Genomic DNA, 18,435 nt, shown 5'->3' with positions numbered 1-18,435 from the left:
CATTAGTCTCTTGCTCTAGCGATAATGTGAATCGGTGTTCCTACAAAGCCGAATGATTCACGTAAACGATTCTTTAAGAAGCGCTCATATGAGAAGTGCAATAGTTCTGGATCGTTTACAAACACAACAAATGTTGGTGGTTTTACCGCAACTTGTGTTGCATAGAAAATCTTCAGACGACTACCATTATGCGTTGGCGTTGGATTCATCGCTACCGCATCCATAATTACATCATTTAATACGTTCGTTTGAATACGGATACTATGGCTTTCATTTACCTCATCAATAACCGGTATTAACGTTTGTGTACGTTTTCTCGTTTTTGCAGATAAGAATACAATCGGTGCGTACTCTAAAAATTGGAAATGAGCACGGATGTTTTCTTCAAATGCTTTCATTGTTTTCTCGTCTTTTTTCACTGCGTCCCATTTGTTTACAACGATCACGACAGCTCGCCCTGAATCATGAGCGTATCCAGCGATTTTTTTATCTTGTTCAATAATTCCTTCTTCACCGTCTAAAACGACTAAAACAACGTCAGAACGTTCAATCGCTCTTAGTGCACGAAGTACACTATACTTTTCTGTACTTTCATACACTTTCCCTTTTTTACGCATACCAGCTGTATCAATAATTACATAATCTTTTCCATCTTTACTATATGGTGTATCGACAGCATCACGAGTTGTTCCTGCTACATTACTAACAATTACACGCTCTTGACCAAGAAGAGCATTTACAAGTGATGATTTCCCTACGTTTGGACGTCCAATTAAAGAGAAACGAATTGTATCTTCATCATATCCGTCTTCTTCAATCTTTGGAAAATGCTGTGCAGCTTCGTCTAATAAGTCACCTAATCCTAATCCGTGTGTACCTGAAATTGGGAATGGCTCACCAAATCCTAATGCATAGAAATCATAAATGTCACTGCGCATTTCCGGATTGTCCACTTTATTTACTGCAAGTACAACCGGTTTATTTGAACGATATAATATTTTCGCAACTTCTTCATCAGCTGCTGTTACACCGTCACGACCATTTGTCATAAAAATGATAACATCTGCTTCATCAATTGCCACTTCAGCTTGTTGACGAATTTGTGTCAAAAATGGCTCGTCTCCAATATCAATTCCACCTGTATCAATAATGTTAAATTCATGATTTAACCATTCTCCAGCGCTATAAATACGATCGCGCGTTACACCTGGAATATCTTCTACAATTGAAACTCTCTCTCCAACAATTCTATTGAAAATAGTAGATTTCCCTACGTTCGGGCGGCCTACTATTGCTATTACTGGTTTCGGCATATACTTTCATCCTTTCAACTTGCTTCTGTTTATTATGTAAAAAACCCTTCTTTGTGCAAGAAGGGATTTGCATTCCAGAATATTTCTCAGCGTATCAAAACACCTCACATTATAACACACGTTGCTAATGTTTCACAATAATATATACATTCTCTTGTAAGCGATGCGCAATGCCATCTAGAATTGCCTCTAAATTATTTGCAACAAATTCTAACTCCTCTGTCGATTCACAAGTAAACAGAGGGGCACCACCAGCAAATTTCTCCGGAGTCGTTGTAATAACTGCAAGAATTACACTTTCTAACATCATCTCTTATCTCCCCTTCCTTTCGGGGCTTCCGATGACATATGAACAGCACTTTCTAACGTCGGCACGTTCCCTATGACACCTATTGCTTTCTCCACATCTTGATCTTGTGGTAAGACAAAGATTCCAACCCTGCCATCCTCTAAATCACGCTTTGCTAGCGGCGCAAGTGCCGGCGTACCAGAATCTCTATAAATCCCTAAAGCAACAGAAACATCATGTAAAATAGCTTGTCGTTGCCCTAAGTTTGAGATTGTCACCATCGCATCAATTGATTTCGGTCTTAAAATAAAGCCCATTCCATATTTCATAATTTCCTCTTGTCTTGCTGGCAATCCAATATTCATAATGTAAATATTATCAATATATAGCCCCGCCCCTTCAAAACGAAGTGGAACATGCTCGATATCAACAAGATCATGCAACCTCTTACCAGACATTAATGTTTTCGCGATAAAAAATGCGATGATAGCCATAACGACTCCAGCAATCCATGAACGGAACCCTATATAAGCAAACGTCGTTACAAACGACGTTAACATCGCCAAATAGTTGCGACTTTCAAAAACTAATGCAATTCCTTCAATATATGTATTCCCACGTGGTACAAGCTCATAACCATCTAATTGTTGAAGTGTATTTCTTTCCATATTACGCACATCACGAAACTGTGTTGCTGCTAACGTAAGAAACGTAATGGCAGAAAAATCTTTTTTCAATATAGACGGAATTGCAATCGCTCCTAAAGCCGCCGCAATTAACCCCATCGCAATATGAATAATTTTCCCGTGGAGCCTCGTCGGATATTGCCGGGTATCTGTCCGAAGCATGAGCACTCTCGTTACTGTCCCTGCTATTACGCCGCATAAAATGGCCGGTGTATATTCAATCATGTATTACCCTCGCCTTTCTTTTACGTGTTTTCCTCTTAAACTGTTCCATGTGTACGGAGACTTTCGCAATCCAAAATAAAATTGCCATGAATAATGTAGAAACAGCAACGATATCAAAAAACGCTAAACTACCGTAATCGTAAGGAAAATGCAGTTTCCGAAAAATAATTGTCACAAACAATTCTCCCTGTAACATTCCTATATAAAGAGAACATAGTCGTAATATGCGATCCTCATGTAATAAAACGGATGCATATACAAGAGCGCTACTTAACAAAAACAACCTGTCCACCACAATCCAAATTGGATCATATACTTCTAACAAATGAAAACTTGTATATAACATTGCAATAATAAGTGCCGAAAGTAAGCTATATAATTTTTTCCAAATAGAATAGAGCGTGAGTCCTATAAAAGCTATACCAGAAAGTAAAAGTGCATTTACTGATACCGTAAATGAAGCAATCGTTACATGTAACGGAGAACAAATAATAAAAATCAATATACAGGCGCTTATCTTCCACCGAATAGAGTCCTTTTTCATAAAAAATGTTACGACAATCCACCCTATCCAAGCTACAAAATAAAAAGTACTCCCTTCCATCATTTCACCTCCTATGTTTTCCATTATGGGAACTTTTTATGAAAGTTAATCCACTTTCTTCGCGCATAGTTTTTTCATATAACAGCAACACTTTTAATAAGGAGGTGCTATTCATTATGGGTAAAGATCGTCAAGAAAAAAAACTAAGAGAATCTCGCCGCGTTGAATCTGATCGTGACCAATCACTACAATATCCGGGTGCAACTGGACTTGATACACCTGAGCAAGCTCGAAAACAGAATCAGCACTAATGAATACAAAAAGACGGTTTCGATATTGTACGAAACCGTCTTTTACATATTTCTTCATAATTTCTATTCATATTGAAATAACATTTCACATACAAATCTTTCTAAACTTTATTTTTATCCATACCTATTTTTCTTAGAAAAATTAAACCTTCTGCAATAATTCAATGGCACATTATCTACATTTCTCAGTCGCAAATTTTACAAGATACTGTTTATATATAGGAATTATTTCATTTTTCTAGAATATCAATTCCATCCCTCGCTTTATATTACTAAAATGAATAGAAAACAAAAAAATCAACCAAACGGTCGATTTTTTATCTTCTACTATAATGCGTCGTATCAATGCCACGCTGCGTTAACCAATGATACGTTTCGCCCTTTACAACAAGAGGAACAGACTGTAACTCTTCTATCGTCTTCGCGCCAAGAGCTGTCATAATAAATTTCAAGTCTGCATGTAATAGATCAATTTCATCCACTAACTTCTCGATACCATCTTGCATTAAAATGCGTAAAAAGTATCCAGCAAAAGCAGTTGTATTCGCCCCTAATGCGATTGCTTTCGCTACGTCAAGCGCTGTTTGTATACCCCCAGATGCAATAAAAGAGAGGTTATTATTTGTAGAGGTTGCTTCAATAATCGAGGTAGCTGTTTGTATGCCCCAGTTATTAAAATAAGAAAGCATTCGCTGTCTTCTTTCATTTTCAACAGCAGCAAAATTCGTACCACCTTGTCCGCCAATATCAATTGCCGTTACACCTACGCTCGCTAACTGTTGCATTGTTTCCTTACTCATCCCAAATCCAACTTCTTTTACAATGACAGGAACTTTACTATTTAAAACAATTTTCTCAATACGCTGAAGTACACCAGTAAAGTCACGGTCTCCTTCTGGCATCGTTAACTCTTGTATGACATTTAAATGAATTTGCAATGCATTCGCTTCAACCATATCAACAGCACGCTCTGCCTGTTCAACAGTTGCCTCACTACCTAAATTAGCAAAGAAAATACCATTTGGATTTACCTTTCTAATAATCTTATAAGAAGCAGCCTCACTTTCATCTTTTAACGCTGCCATTTGCGATCCTACAGCCATGGCAAGGTTATGACGTTTCGCTACATATGCTAATTGCTCATTAATATGTAACGTTTTCTCTCCTCCACCACCAGTCATCGCATTGATAAAAATCGGCGAACTTAGTGAAAGTTCGCCGATTTTTGTTTCACATGTTATTGTGTCATAATTTGAATTTGGCAAGCTTTGATGCACAAAATCAATATCATGAAAGCCATGCGTACGAGACTGACCAGTAGAAAGAGCGTATTCAATATGATCTAATTTACGTTTTGCCCTTACCACTTGTACCCCTCTTTATTTTTTTAATTTTTTCAGTTGTTCACCAATAATGTCACTTAATTGGAAAGTAGCAGAATCAGCATTCGGTTCATACTGACTATAATCTTCAGTTACATTATTTTCCTCAAGCGCTTCTTTTATACTTAAAGAAATACGTTTCTCTGCTACATGCACTTCAAGCACTTTCACTTTTACTTCTTGTCCCATTTCCAATACTTCATTTGGATTTTTCACGTGACGATTTGCAATTTGAGATACATGCACAAGACCTTCAACGCCCGGTAAAATTTCAACGAATGCACCGAATGTAACAAGACGTTTTACTACTCCTTCACGAATATCTCCAGCTTTTACTTCGCCACCAACATTTTCCCAAGGTCCCGGTTGAGCTGCTTTAATTGATAAAGAAATACGTTGTGTGTCAGCATCAACAGATAATACCTTTACTTTTACCTTTTGACCTTGCTCTAATACTTCAGAAGGTTGCTCTACACGTTCGTGTGAAATTTGTGAAATATGAACTAAACCGTCCACACCGCCAACATTAACGAAAGCACCAAAATCCGTTAGTCGTTGTACTGTCCCTTCAACAACGTCGCCTTCTTTTAATGAAGAAATTGCTTCTTTCTTCTTAGAATCTAGTTCTAATTCTACTACCGCTTTATGCGAAAGGATTACACGATTTTTTTCACGGTCCAATTCAACAATTTTCACGGCTAATGTTTTGCCTTTATAGTCAGTAAAATCTTCTACATAATGTACTTCTACAAGTGAAGCTGGTATAAAGCCACGAACACCAAGGTCCACAACTAATCCACCATTCACGATATCTTTTACGGTAACATCAAATACGTGACCAGAAGTAAATTTCTCTTGTAATTCTACCCATGCTTTTTCTGCATCAACAGCACGTTTAGATAATACAAGATCATCCTCTTCTAACTTAATAACCTTTAATTCTAGTGTTTGATCTAATTCTACAACATCGCTTGCTTTTTCAATATGAACGTTAGCTAATTCACTAATTGGAATTACGCCATCTGTTTTGTATCCAACATTTACAAGCACTTGTTTCTCTTCAACTTTCGTTACAGTACCTGTAACAACGTCACCAACTTGTAATTCTTTTGAATCCATAACTTCTTCATTCATTTTCTCTACCATGGAAATACCTCCCTACAGAATTGACAAAGCATTTTTTATGTATATACGAAATGAAAACAATTGTTTTCATTTGCATGTTTAAGAATTTATCATCACATACGTAAGCTTCATACATTTCACTAGAAAATATATTAAACCTATATAAATAGTATACAGCAAAATCATGTTGAAGAAAGTATGTTTTGAAATATAATAGCGAATATATTCTGACAGTTTTATTCCTCTTTAACTAACTTCTTATAAATCCAGTCATTTGTCAAGGAAAGAGACTCACAATTCACGTATCCTTTACATTTTTATATAAACAAAAAAGAAAGAGGCTCCCCCCTTTCTTTATTTCGCAAACACTCCCGAAACAATACCCATAATTTTTTGGACAACTTCTTCAATTGATAAAGAAGTTGTATCTAATTCCAATGCATCATCAGCTTTTTTTAGAGGAGAAACTTCGCGTTCTGAATCTAATTTATCACGCTGAGCAATTTCTTCTTTTAATTGCTCTAAATTAGAATCGAAACCTTTATTCATATTTTCTAAATGTCTTCTTTCTGCTCTTTCTTCAACAGAAGCAAGCATAAAGATCTTCACTTCAGCATCTGGTAACACATGTGTACCAATATCACGACCATCCATTACAACGCCGCCTTTTTCCGCTAACTCTTGTTGACGGCGTACCATTTCTTCACGAACAAGGCGATGTTTCGCCACAATCGATACTCGATTCGTTACCTCAGTTGTACGAATTACTTCAGAAACATCTTGTCCATTTAAAAATACAAGTTGTGTATTTTCTCCTTGCTGAAACTCGATTTTCACATTTTTTACAACTTCCATTAACTGCTCTTCATTTTCAATATCCACTTTTTGCTCAAGGGCTGCGTATGTAATCGTACGATACATTGCGCCTGTATCAATATAAACGTAAGAAAGCTTCTTCGCTACAACTTTCGCAACTGTACTTTTTCCAGCAGCTGCTGGACCATCTATAGCAATTGAAATTCGTTTATCCATTGTAACACCTCATTTTTTCACTTATAAAACAAAACGAAAAGCAGGTATTCTCCTGCTTCTTCTCATTTGCTTCACGTCATTAAATCCTCAATTATTGTAGCATAATCCTTCATAGAAGAAAATGAAAACTACCTATTCACCTGTAAGATTTCTGCTTTGTTTTTTACCATGACACCTTCATAATAAACAATTTTAGATAAATATTTCACTGATGACTTATGTATAAATAACAATTGCACAACAGAAAGACAAATGAATTGTATTATTAATATACGAATAAGCATTCTCTCCATCTTTTTCAACGTAATGGCTCCCTCCTATACTGTATTTGCACATTTCGTTTCGTAATTTTATACATCGTACATATAGCATTTCATTTTATTGTCATTTTCGAGGCATACTTTTATACATTTCCATTGTCGAATTTACTCAAAACATGTTATGTTCTAAATGTATTTTTTTACTTGAAAGGGGTATAAGCATTGAAAAGAATCCTAGTTTTACACACAGGTGGAACAATTGCAATGGAGGAAGATAAAGAAACTGGGGTCGTACAACCAGGTGAAAAAAATCCTCTTTTAAAATTCATTCCTGATTTAGAAGGCGATGTTGATTTAATCGTTGAAGATGTGTTTCATCTACCATCTCCTCATATGACACCGAGCGAAATGTTACAATTACAAGTCATCATTGATGAAAGAGTAAAACAAGACAACATTCATGGCGTAGTCATTACGCATGGTACGGATACATTAGAAGAAACGGCCTATTTCTTAGATTTAACAGTACAAGCAACTATTCCGATCGTTGTAACAGGCGCAATGCGCTCTAGCAATGAATTAGGTGCTGATGGTCTATATAACTTCTTATCAGCTGTAAAAGTCGCTAGCAGTAGTGAAGCTGCCGAAAAAGGCGTTTTAGTCGTATTAAACGACGAAATTCATTGCGCTACAAACGTAACGAAAACACATACAAGTAATGTAGCAACATTCCAAAGTCCACAGTATGGACCAATCGGTATGGTAACAAAACGTGGTGTTGTATTCCACCATGCTTTAGTACATCACGAAACATATTCAGTAAATAAGGTTTCTAAAAATGTAGTCGTTCTAAAAGCGTACGCTGGTATGGACGATACATTGTTAGCAGCAATTGAAAATCTTCCAGTAGACGGGATTGTTATTGAAGCGCTTGGACAAGGTAATTTACCTCCAAGAACACTTCCTAGTCTAGAACGGCTAATAAATAAAGGAATTCCTGTCGTATTAGTTTCTCGCTGTTTCAATGGGATCGTTCAAGATGTATATTCATATGAAGGTGGCGGCAAACAATTAAAAGATATGGGTATTGTATTCACATACGGTTTAAACGCTCAAAAAGCACGTATTAAATTATTAGTTGCATTAGAGAATACAACTTCTCATGAAGCAATCCAAAACATGTTTATGCACGATTAAAAAAGAAGCTGTCGAAGTTTATTCCGACAGCTTCTTTTTATATTTCTCTTGTTGCAATGGTTTGCGCAATCGCATCCCCATGAAATCGACCGTTCTCAATAAATATTTCATTTGCATTATTTCCAGCAGCAATTACACCTGCAATGAAAATATTTGCAGCGTTCGTTTCCATCGTATCCTCTGCATAAATTGGACGTCCTGTCGCTTCATCAATCCGAACACCCATCTTTGTTAAGAAACTATGATCAGGATGGTAACCAGTCATCGCAAATACAAAATCATTTTGGATTGTATATGCTTCGCCATCAACTGTATACGTTAATGTATGTTCAGTAATTTCTTTCACATGAGCCCCGAAATGCATGTGAATTGTACCATTTCGAACTAACGCCTCAAACTCTGGCAAAATCCAAGGCTTTATGCTTGGTGAATACTCACTTCCGCGATATAGTACCGTTACACGCGCACCAGCTTTCACAAGCTCTAACGCGGCATCTACACTCGAGTTTTTCCCACCTATAACTACTACATCTCGATCAAAATAAGGATGTCCTTCTTTAAAATAGTGAGCTACCTTCTTCAATTCCTCACCTGGAACGTTCATATAATTTGGATTGTCATAATATCCAGTTGCTACAACAATATATTTCGCTATATACATTTCTTTACTTCCGTCACGCTTTGTCGTTTCAACCTGAAAAACTTCTCCATCTTTTTGAACTTTCTCTACTCGTTCAAAAGCATTTACACGTACAGATTTACGCTTTACTACTTCACGATAATACGCAAGCGCTTGATTTCGAACAGGCTTACGATTTTCTGTAATAAAAGCTACATCACCAATTTCTAATTTTTCACTAGAAGAGAAAAATGTTTGATGGGTTGGATAATTATAAATCGCATTTACAATGTTTCCTTTTTCAATTACTAACGGATTTATCCCTACCTTTTGCAACGAAATTGCTGCTGCTAATCCGCACGGACCGCCTCCAATTATGATAGCTGTTTCTTTCTGCATACTCGGTTCACTCCTAGTCTTCTACCAATACACTATTTATAAAAACAAGAAAAAACCTACTTACAGCAGTAGGCACCTATCTTTATTGTATTCATTTTTCATATATTTGTCATCTAAACGAAACGTACATCCGATAGACATCTGCTAAAAACTGCTGAAATTTAATACCTTGTTTCCCTAAAACATTTTCAGGATCAATCTTTCTGGCTGGATCAAGTGTTTTATGTGATACGATATCTTTTTTCGGATTCAAGCCGAAGTTTTGACATAAATACGCATGATACCACGTAAAACGTGTATATGCTTCCCAAAAATTAACATCACCGCCATAACAAAGCTCCACTCCAATGGCAGCCTTATTGGCATCATACCCATATAAGTCATTATCTGTCGGCACACCATATCGAACATGATAAGCAACTTCATTTATAGGAATAATTTCTAGTATTGTTTTGTCATCTATAAATGTATGTGCCGAAGCTTTCGGTTGTATTTCATTAAAATAATCCCGATTCCCAATCGCATTGCTACCAGGATTCCCCGTATCATGGCTTACAATAAACCTTACTTTAGAAAGAGGAATTCCCGGCCGTGAACTTCCATATCCAATATAGTTACGCTCTATAGGAAACATCGCCATTACTACCAACTCCCGCTTCAAAAGATTACCTTACTTCTTTATATATGTATTCGGTAGCAATGTCCTTATAGCATATTTCTTACGCGAAGAGAAAATCGAAAATATTTGATGTGAACACCATAAATAATAAAATACTTACAGCAACTCCATAAAAACCGTAAAACCAAACACAATCTTCTTTCGTATCTAAACCGAAAAATTTATTTACTGATTGTAATAATGTGCCGCGCTTACTTTGTTTGTTTCTTAATACTTCCACTCGTTCTACAACATCCGCTGGCATCATAAATCTTTGGTCTACTGTCATTTTCATCATTTATCTCTCCTTAAAATCATTTCCGTTTTGTTTATCTAAGGAGAGTATAGCACGTTTGTTCGCATAGAACAAGCGTTCTTTTCGTTTTTATTTTATTTTTCAGCAAATCCAGTAAGAATCGTGATTACAAAGGCGATAATTGGCCCTACTACAACCGCACCAAATATTAAAAACAGTAGCCCTTCCCCGAACACCCGAACAATACTTGTCTTTTTGGCTTTCGTCGTTCTTGCAAGTTCTCCCTCTAACCTCTTAACCTTTTCTTCTAATTGTTCTACCCGTTCCATCATTTCATTTCCCATTTACAACACCTCACTCTAATACTTCAACAAAAAAAACGTGATTCCCTCGAAAGGAATCACGTTTTCTCACAATATAATATTATACCCAACCTCTGAAGCGACTTGCTTCAGCCATTTTACGAACACCGACCATATACGCTGCTAAGCGCATATTCACTTTACGAACTTGTGCTGTTTCATAAATAGAATCAAATGATCTTACCATTACTTTTTCTAAACGTTGTTCTACTTCTTCTTCAGTCCAGTAGTAACCTTGGTTATTTTGTACCCACTCAAAGTAAGATACTGTTACCCCACCCGCACTCGCTAATACGTCTGGAACAAGTAAAATTCCGCGATCTGTTAAAATTTTAGTTGCTTCTAATGTTGTTGGACCATTTGCAGCTTCAACAACGATTTTTGCTTTAATATCATTAGCATTTTCTTCTGTAATTTGGTTCTCAATTGCAGCTGGAACTAAAATGTCGCAATCAATTTCTAACAATTCTTTGTTTGAAATTGTATTATTAAATAGTTTTGTTACTGTACCGAAGCTATCACGACGGTCTAATAAATAATCAATATCTAATCCGTTTGGATCATGTAATGCGCCGTAAGCATCTGAGATCGCAATAACTTTCGCACCTGCATCATGCATAAATTTAGCTAAGAAGCTACCAGCATTACCGAATCCTTGAACAACAACGCGTGCACCTTTAATATCAATGTCGCGTTTTTTTGCAGCTTCGCGAATACAAATTGTAACACCTTTCGCTGTTGCTGTTTCACGTCCATGTGATCCACCTAATACAAGTGGCTTACCTGTAATAAATCCTGGTGAATTAAATTCGTCAATACGGCTATACTCATCCATCATCCATGCCATAATTTGAGAGTTTGTGAATACATCTGGAGCTGGAATATCTTTCGTCGGTCCTACGATTTGGCTAATTGCTCGTACATAACCGCGGCTTAATCTTTCTAACTCACGGAATGACATTTCACGCGGGTCACAGATAATTCCACCTTTACCTCCGCCATATGGTAAATCAACAATACCACATTTTAAACTCATCCAAATTGAAAGTGCTTTCACTTCATTTTCTGTTACATTCGGATGGAAGCGAATTCCACCTTTCGTTGGACCAACAGCATCATTATGTTGTGCACGATATCCTGTAAATATTTTAACAGTCCCGTCATCCATACGAACTGGTATTTTCACTGTCATCATACGAACTGGTTCTTTTAATAATTCATATACTTCGTTTGGATAACCCAATTTTTCTAACGCTTCACTGATAACAATTTGTGTTGAATTCAATAGTTCAAAATGTTGTTCCCTTTGTTGTTGTGTTTTTGTTTGAGTTCCCTTTTCGGCTACCATAGTAAGTAAACCCCCTGTAATTTCACTTGTTTAGTAAACCTTCATTGCCTAGTATACACCGTTAAATTTGGAATGCAATAGAAAACGCTAACAAATATATACAAAGTATCTTCTTTTGCAAGCGTTTTCACTATCATTATAGTCCTTTTATCGCTTTTAGAAAAGTAAAATACTTAAATATTTAAATATTTTTTATTTTATTCATGTACAGTACTTTGAAAAAATACATTTAAGTAAGGTAAAAAACAAAACCTTAGCTATGTTACATTAGCTAAGGTTTTGTTTTTTCACAAAGTAATTGTGTATTTGTTCAATTGCTTGAGAAGCCATTAATTCTTTACCATACTCCATTAGACGATAAATAGTTACTGTAGACGGATTACCATATTCCGCTAAAATAGCTATAAAATCTGCCTTCAGTAATTGTATTTGCTCCTCTTCTTCCATCCAAAGATAGAAACGCCCATCCCACGTATATAATTTTCCGCCAGTTACATCAAGGTTATATAAACGATTCGACAGGTTAATTACGTCATCTAGTGTAGCAAACTCATAAAGGATATGCTCGCTTTCATCTAGAGTCACTTGCATTTCAATAAACTCGTCACGGAACTCATCATCTGTATCCGCTTCTTGATGTTCTTTCGTTACAATTACGACCATTCCTTGTGCTTGTAGAGAAAATACTTCAACTGCAATCGGGCCATCCGCTTCAAATCCCAATTCTTTATTTGCTTCTTGCATCATATCACGAAATAATTGCTGTACTTTCGGTGCATTTCTCCACAAATCTTCTTTCGTTAATCCTCGTTCAGATAAATCATCAAATGTTAAGAAAATTTTTATCTTATTGTAATTTAATCGTTCCAGCCTCATCTCATACCCTCCCTACGCAACCAATGAATATAATTTTTATTATATGAAATAGAAAATAGATGGTTCTTTTCGAACAACTATTCTAACATTTTTAACCAATCATCCCATTCTTCTTTCGTGTCACCAATTAGGCTTGTTTGAATGTTCAACTGATCTCCAGCACCTATTTCTCCTATAACCCCAACAGAAAGGTTTTCACTTTTTTCTTGCAACAAATTCAAGTAGCTCGTTGCGTTCTTCAGTTCTCGTCCGTCATCAAAAGAGATTACTACATATTTAGGTCTTATTTGCTCAACAGCTAACGTAATACTATCTTCCGCTAAGCTTGCCCTAATATATATCACCTCATATCCTTTTAATCGTAAATACGTTGAGAAAACAAACCCTTTCAACATATTACTTTCTAACACAACAACTTTGTGTATAGAAGAAAACGATGATGCATTATGATATACCATCCCTAGACGCGTTTGTAAAAATGATACGACATATTGGAATTGCACCATTGTAACTTCATTATTATTTTTTAACGTTAACAATTTATTTGACACTTGAAGAACAATACTTGCGATAACTTTTTCTGTTGCATAAATACTAAAGGCCTCGTTTAACAATGCAGAAGTTGTAATTTCATCAAATTTTAACAAAGCTTGTAGTAAATCGTCCACTAAAACAACTTCTCTATCGTAATGTATTTCATTTTGAACACTATTCTGCAAACGATTCCCTTCTAATAATTGAACTGCTTGTCCAATCATCATGCCGGAAGAAACCTTGTCCATTAACCATTTCAAAATTTGAATATGCTCTTCTGTATATAATCGATGCCCCGCATGATTCCGCTTTGGGGCAATCATTTGATATCTTCTTTCCCATGCACGAAGCGTACTTGGTTGAACTCCAATTATTTTTGAAACAGCTTTTATGTTATATTTTCCGTTTAGAGTTGGCATCATTTCCCTCCGCATAACGTAATAATATGTGTTTGAGCAGGTGCTCGGAAGCGAAGTGGAATCAACGTTGTTCCATACCCATTACTAACAAAAAGAGTTATATTTGAATGCTTATATACGCCACCTTTTAAATATTTTTTAGATGGGAATAATCGAATCTGCCCTCCATGTGTATGTCCACTTAGCACAAGTGAAATTTGTTCTTTTCCAGACATTTTATTTATTATATCAGGGTTGTGGCTAATTAATATGCGAAAACCATCTTCTTTACAATCAGCCAACGCTAAATCTAAACGATCACGTTCCAAACCAACATCATCTACACCGAGCAAACAAATTTTCTCTCCTAATTCAGACTCAAATACAACTCTTGTATTATCTAAAACTTTTACATTATTTTCTAATAACAAAGCATCTAATTCATGATATTCAATTTCATAATCATTATTTCCCCATACAAAATATACAGGAGCTATCGCTCTTAGCTTTTGTATATTTGCAGAGATTTTCGATAAAGGGACACCTTTTTCCGCTAAATCACCACCAATAATTACAAGATCAACTCTTCCTTTTACTTGTTCAATTAACGAATTCGAAATGACCCTTCTATGAATATCAGATATAAAAAATACATTTACTTTTTGAAAACTTTTCGGAAATTCTTCAAATATTAAAGTATGTTCTAGCACCGTATTACGCATTGCTTCTGTATACATTACAAGAAGCATTATAATACCAATACAAACGAGAGTACTTAATAAGATAATCCATATCATATATTTTTACTCCCCTCCTCATAAAGATAATCCTCAGTTTTTATAGTAAGTATTTTACTAACTTTCTCGCTTTGTGGACTTATCTTTTATCGGAATTTTTAATTCTTGACCTACATTCACTTCATCTTTTTGTAAATCATTATACTTTTTAATCACTTCGATCCCAGTTTCATCTGAAAAATATTGCTTCGCTATACTTTCTAAAGTTTCTCCCTCTTTCACCGTATGCGTGACGACTTTCTCAGATGATGCCTCGGACTCAGATTTAGCTGAATCAAAAAAAATAACCTCAAATGCACTTTTTCCAGCGTTATTACTATCACTTTTCACCTGAATATATTTATCTGTATACCATAAGATGCTAATTGGTAGTAATATGAATAGAAATGTTAAAACTCGAACGAAAATATGATTCATTTTAAACTTTTGTTTTTTTTCTTTATTTCTATGAATTTCACTACGCGGCGGTAAACCTTCTTTTTCTTCCACTCGCTCAACTTCTAATTCCTCTTCAAAATCAGGAATTCGTCTTCTCATGTTGTTCACCACCACCTTCCATTTATTTTCTTAATTGGAGTCCCATTATAAAATCAACAAGAAAGTGTGCAAAGATTGTTATAAACAAATTTCCTGTCCATTCAAATACGTAACCAAAGACAAAACTAATGAAACAGACGAAACAAAACAAAAATGGCTTTTTTATATACCGAATATGTAACACTGCAAATACAAAACTCGCTATTACAATTCCAAAGTGCGTCTGCACTACACCTCTAAATAAAAATTCTTCTGCAAAGCCGATAATGAACGTAATAACGAGTAGATGCATAACTGACATCCCTTGAAACATCCTATCATTAATACCACCATCATCAAACCAAGACTCTGGAAATACTCGCATTGCAACATAATCTAATAACACAATACCAATCGCTAACAAGCCACCTATTATAAATATAGACACCGGTTCCCATTTCCACAGACTATACACCGATTTTATATCTCGGAATAGTATATATGCTAGTAAACAACCGATACCGATAATAATGAACTGTGTGATATACAGATTCAGCCTTATTTCTTTCGGACTCATATCTTCAATATTATGCCTTTGAATGTTCATCATTCCCCCATCTTTTCTAGACCGAAAAGCTTTTGTAACTCTGTTTCCCAATTATAGTCGAAATCCGATTGTTGCGCTTGTCTTTTTTTATAATCTGTTTTTGTAATATGACAATAGTCGCAGCAATTCTTTAACTCGCCCTCTTTTCTGTAATCGAACTGTTGTAGCAAATATTCACGTCTACATCCTTTCACTTGTATCCACGATTTCATATTTTCTAGCTCACTATATTTATTACGTAACCTTATTTCTACTTCAGCTATTAATCTGTTCATAATTTCATCTGACAAGCTCTCTAATATTAGTTTTCGTTGTTGTATGATTCCAAGCTGTTCAAGATGATAGCGGATGAAACGCCAATATTGTTCATTAAATCTTGCTGCATTATAACAAATTTCTTCTACCTCTTCTATTGGTAATTCTTTCGTTTGAAACATTCTTTCCTGTAGTAAAGAAAATAAAAATTGTATTTGTGACTGGCTTGGCAATTCATCTTCAATTATTGATATTGGTAAATCGTGATCTAACGGACTACATAGTAAAATAGCTATACTTGGTTCACCATCTCTTCCAGCTCTTCCGATTTCTTGTAAATAAGAAGCTATATTAGTCGGATAGTGAAAATGAATAATATATCTCGTGTTCGATTTATTTACTCCCATACCAAAAGCACTTGTACATATTACAAGCTGTAATTGGTCATTCATAAACTGCTGTTGAATTAACATACGCTCTTCATGTTCCATACCACCATGATAGAAAGCGACACCAGTAACGCCTTTTCCTCTTAAATATTCCGTTAAACGTTCTGTCCACGCTCTGCTTGAACAATATACAATCCCCGGCCCTTGTAAATACATCACCTGGTCCAAAAGCGCCTCTTTCTTCTCTTCTATCGTCTCTACAAATTGTACTTCCATTGCTATATTTGGACGATCAATAGAGTATACATGCTGCGTCACATTCTCCAAATTCAAACTCTCTGCTATATCTCGGAGTACATCTTTCGTCGCTGTTGCAGTTAATGCTAGCACTGTAGGAGACCCAATATTCTTAATAACTACATTTAGTTTTTTATAATCTGGTCTAAAATCATAACCCCATTGCGAAATACAATGAGCTTCATCCACAACAAATAATGAAATATGAACTTTCTTCAATTCTCTTATTAACAATTCCGACTGCAACATCTCTGGTGATACAAAAATAAATTTATAAGAAGCTAATCTTTTCATCGCTTCTCTTTTTTCCTGTAATGTCCGAAAACTATTAAATGCTATCACTCGGTTTTTCACAACATATTTTAATTGTGTAACCTGATCTTCCATCAAAGATAATAATGGTGATACAACAAGTACTGTCCCTTCTTGCATGAGCCCTGGAAGTTGATAGCACATAGACTTCCCTCTTCCGGTCGGAAGCATCGCTATAACATCTTTTCCTTCCAATAAATCTGTAATTACCCCTTTTTGACCTGGACGAAATTCAGAATATCCAAACCACCTATATAAATATTCCTCAAGTTTCATTTATACCCTCCATCCGCGCCAATACAAGACGAACTTCAAAATAAGAGATATCCTCTCCAACCGCTTGTTTCAACTCACGCAGCTTACGTGTTTGTAATGCATCAATTACTTCTGTTACTTTATCTATTTTGTCTTTTTCCATAAACATCTCGATTGAAAAATCTCTTTCTCGCAAAGCAATTTCAACAAAATGATCTTCTATCGTTGCAACCTTTAGATTTCTAATTGTCGCTATTTCTTCTAATGAGCGCCCTTGCCTCCAAAAATTATATGTTTTTTTTGTTGATAAACTAAATAATTCAGCTCTCTCATTTGGATAAGAAATAATTTCAGCTAATAACGGAAATTCATTTTCATAATCGCGAACTTCTTGTATAAGGAAATGAATTGTACCCCAAAATAAAAAGTACACCCTGAAAACATCTCGTTTCGTAATTTCTGCTAACTGCTGCAATGTACAACCGATACGTTCATATCCTGTTAATCTATATGTTACAATCGTTGCTTCTACCACATCACATTTCCTTAAAAGAGTATATATTTCTTTCCATAATCTTTTTGCCAATTCACTACGCCTATACGGCATACCTGTTAAAAAGCGTTTCACCCAAACCATTATTTCTGTATCTTGTTGAATAGGAATAAACTTCGTATTATTCTGTTGTAAATTAGATATAGTTTGAATAATTAAAGATAATCTTTTCCAAAATGTTTCACCTAATTCACCATAGTGCAAACCATGTAAATGCGCTGGAAAAGCATACCCTTCCTCCCATGTATGTAACTGCATTTTACCTTTAGGTGTTAACAAATATGTATTTTCATGTATTTCTTGAATCAAATCTGCTTGCAACAACTTTGCAACTTCACGATCATATTCAGCTCTATTTAGCGATTTATATATTCCAAACAAAAAAGAAATTCGGAACATATTTCCATCTTGTAACGTTTGCGAAGAACGTTTTCCCTTTAATAAATAATAAATAGAAGAAACGGTCCTTTCACCATTCAATTGTTTTAAACAATACAATACAGTATATTGTAGTTGCATTACCGCTTCCACCTTTCAATCTAACTTAGTTACTCATTAAACTTATCATATGGGCAATATGAACTTGTATATATTCTATTGTACCAAACGAAATAACATTTACGTATTTTGAAAATCTTAT

22 protein-coding genes are annotated in these 18,435 nt (G+C 35.4%); 2 read left to right on the top strand and 20 right to left on the bottom strand.

The features are described from left to right. Window positions 1–2: 2 nt before the first annotated feature. The 4 genes from der to PDQ33_RS04160 all read right to left on the bottom strand — a co-directional run bounded on the left by der (window position 3) and on the right by PDQ33_RS04160 (window position 3,117). Entirely contained in the window at window positions 3–1,313 is a 1,311-nt protein-coding gene (gene der, locus PDQ33_RS04175; protein WP_001125893.1) for a ribosome biogenesis GTPase Der, read from the bottom strand. A gap of 124 nt (window positions 1,314–1,437) precedes the next feature. After that, window positions 1,438–1,623, bottom strand: coding sequence for a capping complex subunit for YIEGIA (locus PDQ33_RS04170; RefSeq protein WP_000979054.1), 186 nt, complete (start codon window positions 1,621–1,623; stop codon window positions 1,438–1,440). After that, a complete protein-coding gene (locus tag PDQ33_RS04165) occupies window positions 1,620–2,513 on the bottom strand; it encodes a YIEGIA family protein (protein ID WP_000575282.1) in 894 nt (297 codons plus the stop codon). The genes PDQ33_RS04170 and PDQ33_RS04165 overlap by 4 nt, the downstream gene beginning before the upstream one ends. Next, entirely contained in the window at window positions 2,506–3,117 is a 612-nt protein-coding gene (locus PDQ33_RS04160) for a YphA family membrane protein (RefSeq protein ID WP_000399224.1), read from the bottom strand. The genes PDQ33_RS04165 and PDQ33_RS04160 overlap by 8 nt, the downstream gene beginning before the upstream one ends. A gap of 116 nt (window positions 3,118–3,233) precedes the next feature. Here PDQ33_RS04160 and PDQ33_RS04155 point away from each other — a divergent pair, with 116 nt between their 5' ends. Continuing rightward, window positions 3,234–3,368: a YpzI family protein gene (locus PDQ33_RS04155; RefSeq protein WP_000513898.1), complete on the top strand. Its 135-nt coding sequence runs from the start codon at window positions 3,234–3,236 to the stop codon at window positions 3,366–3,368. A gap of 317 nt (window positions 3,369–3,685) precedes the next feature. Here PDQ33_RS04155 and PDQ33_RS04150 read toward each other — a convergent pair whose 3' ends face one another. The 4 genes from PDQ33_RS04150 to PDQ33_RS04135 form a co-directional block, all read right to left on the bottom strand. Further along, window positions 3,686–4,735: a type 2 isopentenyl-diphosphate Delta-isomerase gene (locus tag PDQ33_RS04150; protein WP_000251042.1), complete on the bottom strand. Its 1,050-nt coding sequence runs from the start codon at window positions 4,733–4,735 to the stop codon at window positions 3,686–3,688. 12 nt (window positions 4,736–4,747) lie between these two features. Then, complete coding sequence (rpsA, locus tag PDQ33_RS04145) at window positions 4,748–5,896, bottom strand: 30S ribosomal protein S1 (protein ID WP_000229577.1); 1,149 nt, start codon at window positions 5,894–5,896, stop codon at window positions 4,748–4,750. 333 nt (window positions 5,897–6,229) lie between these two features. Further along, entirely contained in the window at window positions 6,230–6,907 is a 678-nt protein-coding gene (gene cmk / locus PDQ33_RS04140) for a (d)CMP kinase (protein ID WP_270754830.1), read from the bottom strand. Between the two features lie 128 nt (window positions 6,908–7,035). Then, complete coding sequence (locus PDQ33_RS04135) at window positions 7,036–7,209, bottom strand: YpfB family protein (RefSeq protein WP_000738061.1); 174 nt, start codon at window positions 7,207–7,209, stop codon at window positions 7,036–7,038. Between the two features lie 180 nt (window positions 7,210–7,389). On the opposite strand from PDQ33_RS04135, the gene ansA reads away from it, so the two are divergent. Continuing rightward, entirely contained in the window at window positions 7,390–8,364 is a 975-nt protein-coding gene (gene ansA / locus PDQ33_RS04130) for an asparaginase (protein ID WP_000822020.1), read from the top strand. Between the two features lie 37 nt (window positions 8,365–8,401). Here the strand turns inward: ansA and PDQ33_RS04125 are convergent, their stop codons facing one another. The 12 genes from PDQ33_RS04125 to PDQ33_RS04070 form a co-directional block, all read right to left on the bottom strand. After that, complete coding sequence (locus tag PDQ33_RS04125; protein WP_001168493.1) at window positions 8,402–9,382, bottom strand: YpdA family putative bacillithiol disulfide reductase; 981 nt, start codon at window positions 9,380–9,382, stop codon at window positions 8,402–8,404. Window positions 9,383–9,491: 109 nt separating this feature from the next. After that, window positions 9,492–10,022, bottom strand: coding sequence for a peptidoglycan recognition protein family protein (locus PDQ33_RS04120; RefSeq protein WP_001240643.1), 531 nt, complete (start codon window positions 10,020–10,022; stop codon window positions 9,492–9,494). Window positions 10,023–10,101: 79 nt separating this feature from the next. Further along, window positions 10,102–10,338, bottom strand: a complete 237-nt coding sequence (locus PDQ33_RS04115) for a DUF3961 domain-containing protein (protein ID WP_001983018.1) — start codon at window positions 10,336–10,338, stop codon at window positions 10,102–10,104. Window positions 10,339–10,430: 92 nt separating this feature from the next. Beyond that, the gene (locus PDQ33_RS04110) at window positions 10,431–10,640 is read right to left on the bottom strand and encodes a hypothetical protein (RefSeq protein ID WP_000526181.1); all 210 of its coding nucleotides are present in this window, start codon (window positions 10,638–10,640) and stop codon (window positions 10,431–10,433) included. A gap of 79 nt (window positions 10,641–10,719) precedes the next feature. Next, window positions 10,720–12,006, bottom strand: coding sequence for a Glu/Leu/Phe/Val family dehydrogenase (gene gudB / locus PDQ33_RS04105; RefSeq protein WP_226640118.1), 1,287 nt, complete (start codon window positions 12,004–12,006; stop codon window positions 10,720–10,722). 267 nt (window positions 12,007–12,273) lie between these two features. Next, window positions 12,274–12,882, bottom strand: coding sequence for a genetic competence negative regulator (locus PDQ33_RS04100; protein WP_270754837.1), 609 nt, complete (start codon window positions 12,880–12,882; stop codon window positions 12,274–12,276). Between the two features lie 77 nt (window positions 12,883–12,959). Next, window positions 12,960–13,835, bottom strand: coding sequence for a MerR family transcriptional regulator (locus PDQ33_RS04095; RefSeq protein WP_001142636.1), 876 nt, complete (start codon window positions 13,833–13,835; stop codon window positions 12,960–12,962). After that, window positions 13,835–14,611 (bottom strand): metallophosphoesterase, encoded by a 777-nt coding sequence (locus PDQ33_RS04090; protein WP_000637818.1) that lies wholly within the window; start codon window positions 14,609–14,611, stop codon window positions 13,835–13,837. The genes PDQ33_RS04095 and PDQ33_RS04090 overlap by 1 nt, the downstream gene beginning before the upstream one ends. A 57-nt stretch (window positions 14,612–14,668) precedes the next feature. Next, a complete protein-coding gene (locus PDQ33_RS04085; protein ID WP_001254345.1) occupies window positions 14,669–15,148 on the bottom strand; it encodes a LysM peptidoglycan-binding domain-containing protein in 480 nt (159 codons plus the stop codon). 22 nt (window positions 15,149–15,170) lie between these two features. Next, window positions 15,171–15,734, bottom strand: coding sequence for a CPBP family intramembrane glutamic endopeptidase (locus tag PDQ33_RS04080; RefSeq protein WP_061130497.1), 564 nt, complete (start codon window positions 15,732–15,734; stop codon window positions 15,171–15,173). Further along, a complete protein-coding gene (locus PDQ33_RS04075) occupies window positions 15,734–17,263 on the bottom strand; it encodes a RecQ family ATP-dependent DNA helicase (protein WP_061130498.1) in 1,530 nt (509 codons plus the stop codon). The genes PDQ33_RS04080 and PDQ33_RS04075 overlap by 1 nt, the downstream gene beginning before the upstream one ends. Continuing rightward, window positions 17,253–18,314 (bottom strand): helix-turn-helix domain-containing protein, encoded by a 1,062-nt coding sequence (locus tag PDQ33_RS04070; protein ID WP_001176996.1) that lies wholly within the window; start codon window positions 18,312–18,314, stop codon window positions 17,253–17,255. The genes PDQ33_RS04075 and PDQ33_RS04070 overlap by 11 nt, the downstream gene beginning before the upstream one ends. Between the last annotated feature and the right edge of the window lie 121 nt (window positions 18,315–18,435).

Source organism: Bacillus cereus group sp. Bc031 (genome assembly GCF_027716265.1).
GTDB classification, from domain to species: Bacteria; Bacillota; Bacilli; order Bacillales; family Bacillaceae_G; genus Bacillus_A; species Bacillus_A paranthracis.
Note: the sequence above shows the minus strand (reverse complement) of the source record. Positions and strands in the feature narration are given on the sequence as shown.

Coding starts and splice junctions, on each gene's coding strand:
- PDQ33_RS04075 (WP_061130498.1), bottom strand. CDS start 17,263: ATGAAACTTGAGGAATATTTATATAGGTGGTTTGGATATTCTGAATTT.
- cmk (WP_270754830.1), bottom strand. CDS start 6,907: ATGGATAAACGAATTTCAATTGCTATAGATGGTCCAGCAGCTGCTGGA.
- PDQ33_RS04110 (WP_000526181.1), bottom strand. CDS start 10,640: ATGGGAAATGAAATGATGGAACGGGTAGAACAATTAGAAGAAAAGGTT.
- PDQ33_RS04155 (WP_000513898.1), top strand. CDS start 3,234: ATGGGTAAAGATCGTCAAGAAAAAAAACTAAGAGAATCTCGCCGCGTT.
- gudB (WP_226640118.1), bottom strand. CDS start 12,006: ATGGTAGCCGAAAAGGGAACTCAAACAAAAACACAACAACAAAGGGAA.
- PDQ33_RS04160 (WP_000399224.1), bottom strand. CDS start 3,117: ATGGAAGGGAGTACTTTTTATTTTGTAGCTTGGATAGGGTGGATTGTC.
- PDQ33_RS04085 (WP_001254345.1), bottom strand. CDS start 15,148: ATGAGAAGACGAATTCCTGATTTTGAAGAGGAATTAGAAGTTGAGCGA.
- PDQ33_RS04165 (WP_000575282.1), bottom strand. CDS start 2,513: ATGATTGAATATACACCGGCCATTTTATGCGGCGTAATAGCAGGGACA.
- PDQ33_RS04125 (WP_001168493.1), bottom strand. CDS start 9,382: ATGCAGAAAGAAACAGCTATCATAATTGGAGGCGGTCCGTGCGGATTA.
- PDQ33_RS04100 (WP_270754837.1), bottom strand. CDS start 12,882: ATGAGGCTGGAACGATTAAATTACAATAAGATAAAAATTTTCTTAACA.
- PDQ33_RS04095 (WP_001142636.1), bottom strand. CDS start 13,835: ATGCCAACTCTAAACGGAAAATATAACATAAAAGCTGTTTCAAAAATA.
- PDQ33_RS04070 (WP_001176996.1), bottom strand. CDS start 18,314: ATGCAACTACAATATACTGTATTGTATTGTTTAAAACAATTGAATGGT.
- PDQ33_RS04090 (WP_000637818.1), bottom strand. CDS start 14,611: ATGATATGGATTATCTTATTAAGTACTCTCGTTTGTATTGGTATTATA.
- der (WP_001125893.1), bottom strand. CDS start 1,313: ATGCCGAAACCAGTAATAGCAATAGTAGGCCGCCCGAACGTAGGGAAA.
- PDQ33_RS04120 (WP_001240643.1), bottom strand. CDS start 10,022: ATGGCGATGTTTCCTATAGAGCGTAACTATATTGGATATGGAAGTTCA.
- PDQ33_RS04080 (WP_061130497.1), bottom strand. CDS start 15,734: ATGAACATTCAAAGGCATAATATTGAAGATATGAGTCCGAAAGAAATA.
- PDQ33_RS04170 (WP_000979054.1), bottom strand. CDS start 1,623: ATGATGTTAGAAAGTGTAATTCTTGCAGTTATTACAACGACTCCGGAG.
- rpsA (WP_000229577.1), bottom strand. CDS start 5,896: ATGGTAGAGAAAATGAATGAAGAAGTTATGGATTCAAAAGAATTACAA.
- PDQ33_RS04115 (WP_001983018.1), bottom strand. CDS start 10,338: ATGATGAAAATGACAGTAGACCAAAGATTTATGATGCCAGCGGATGTT.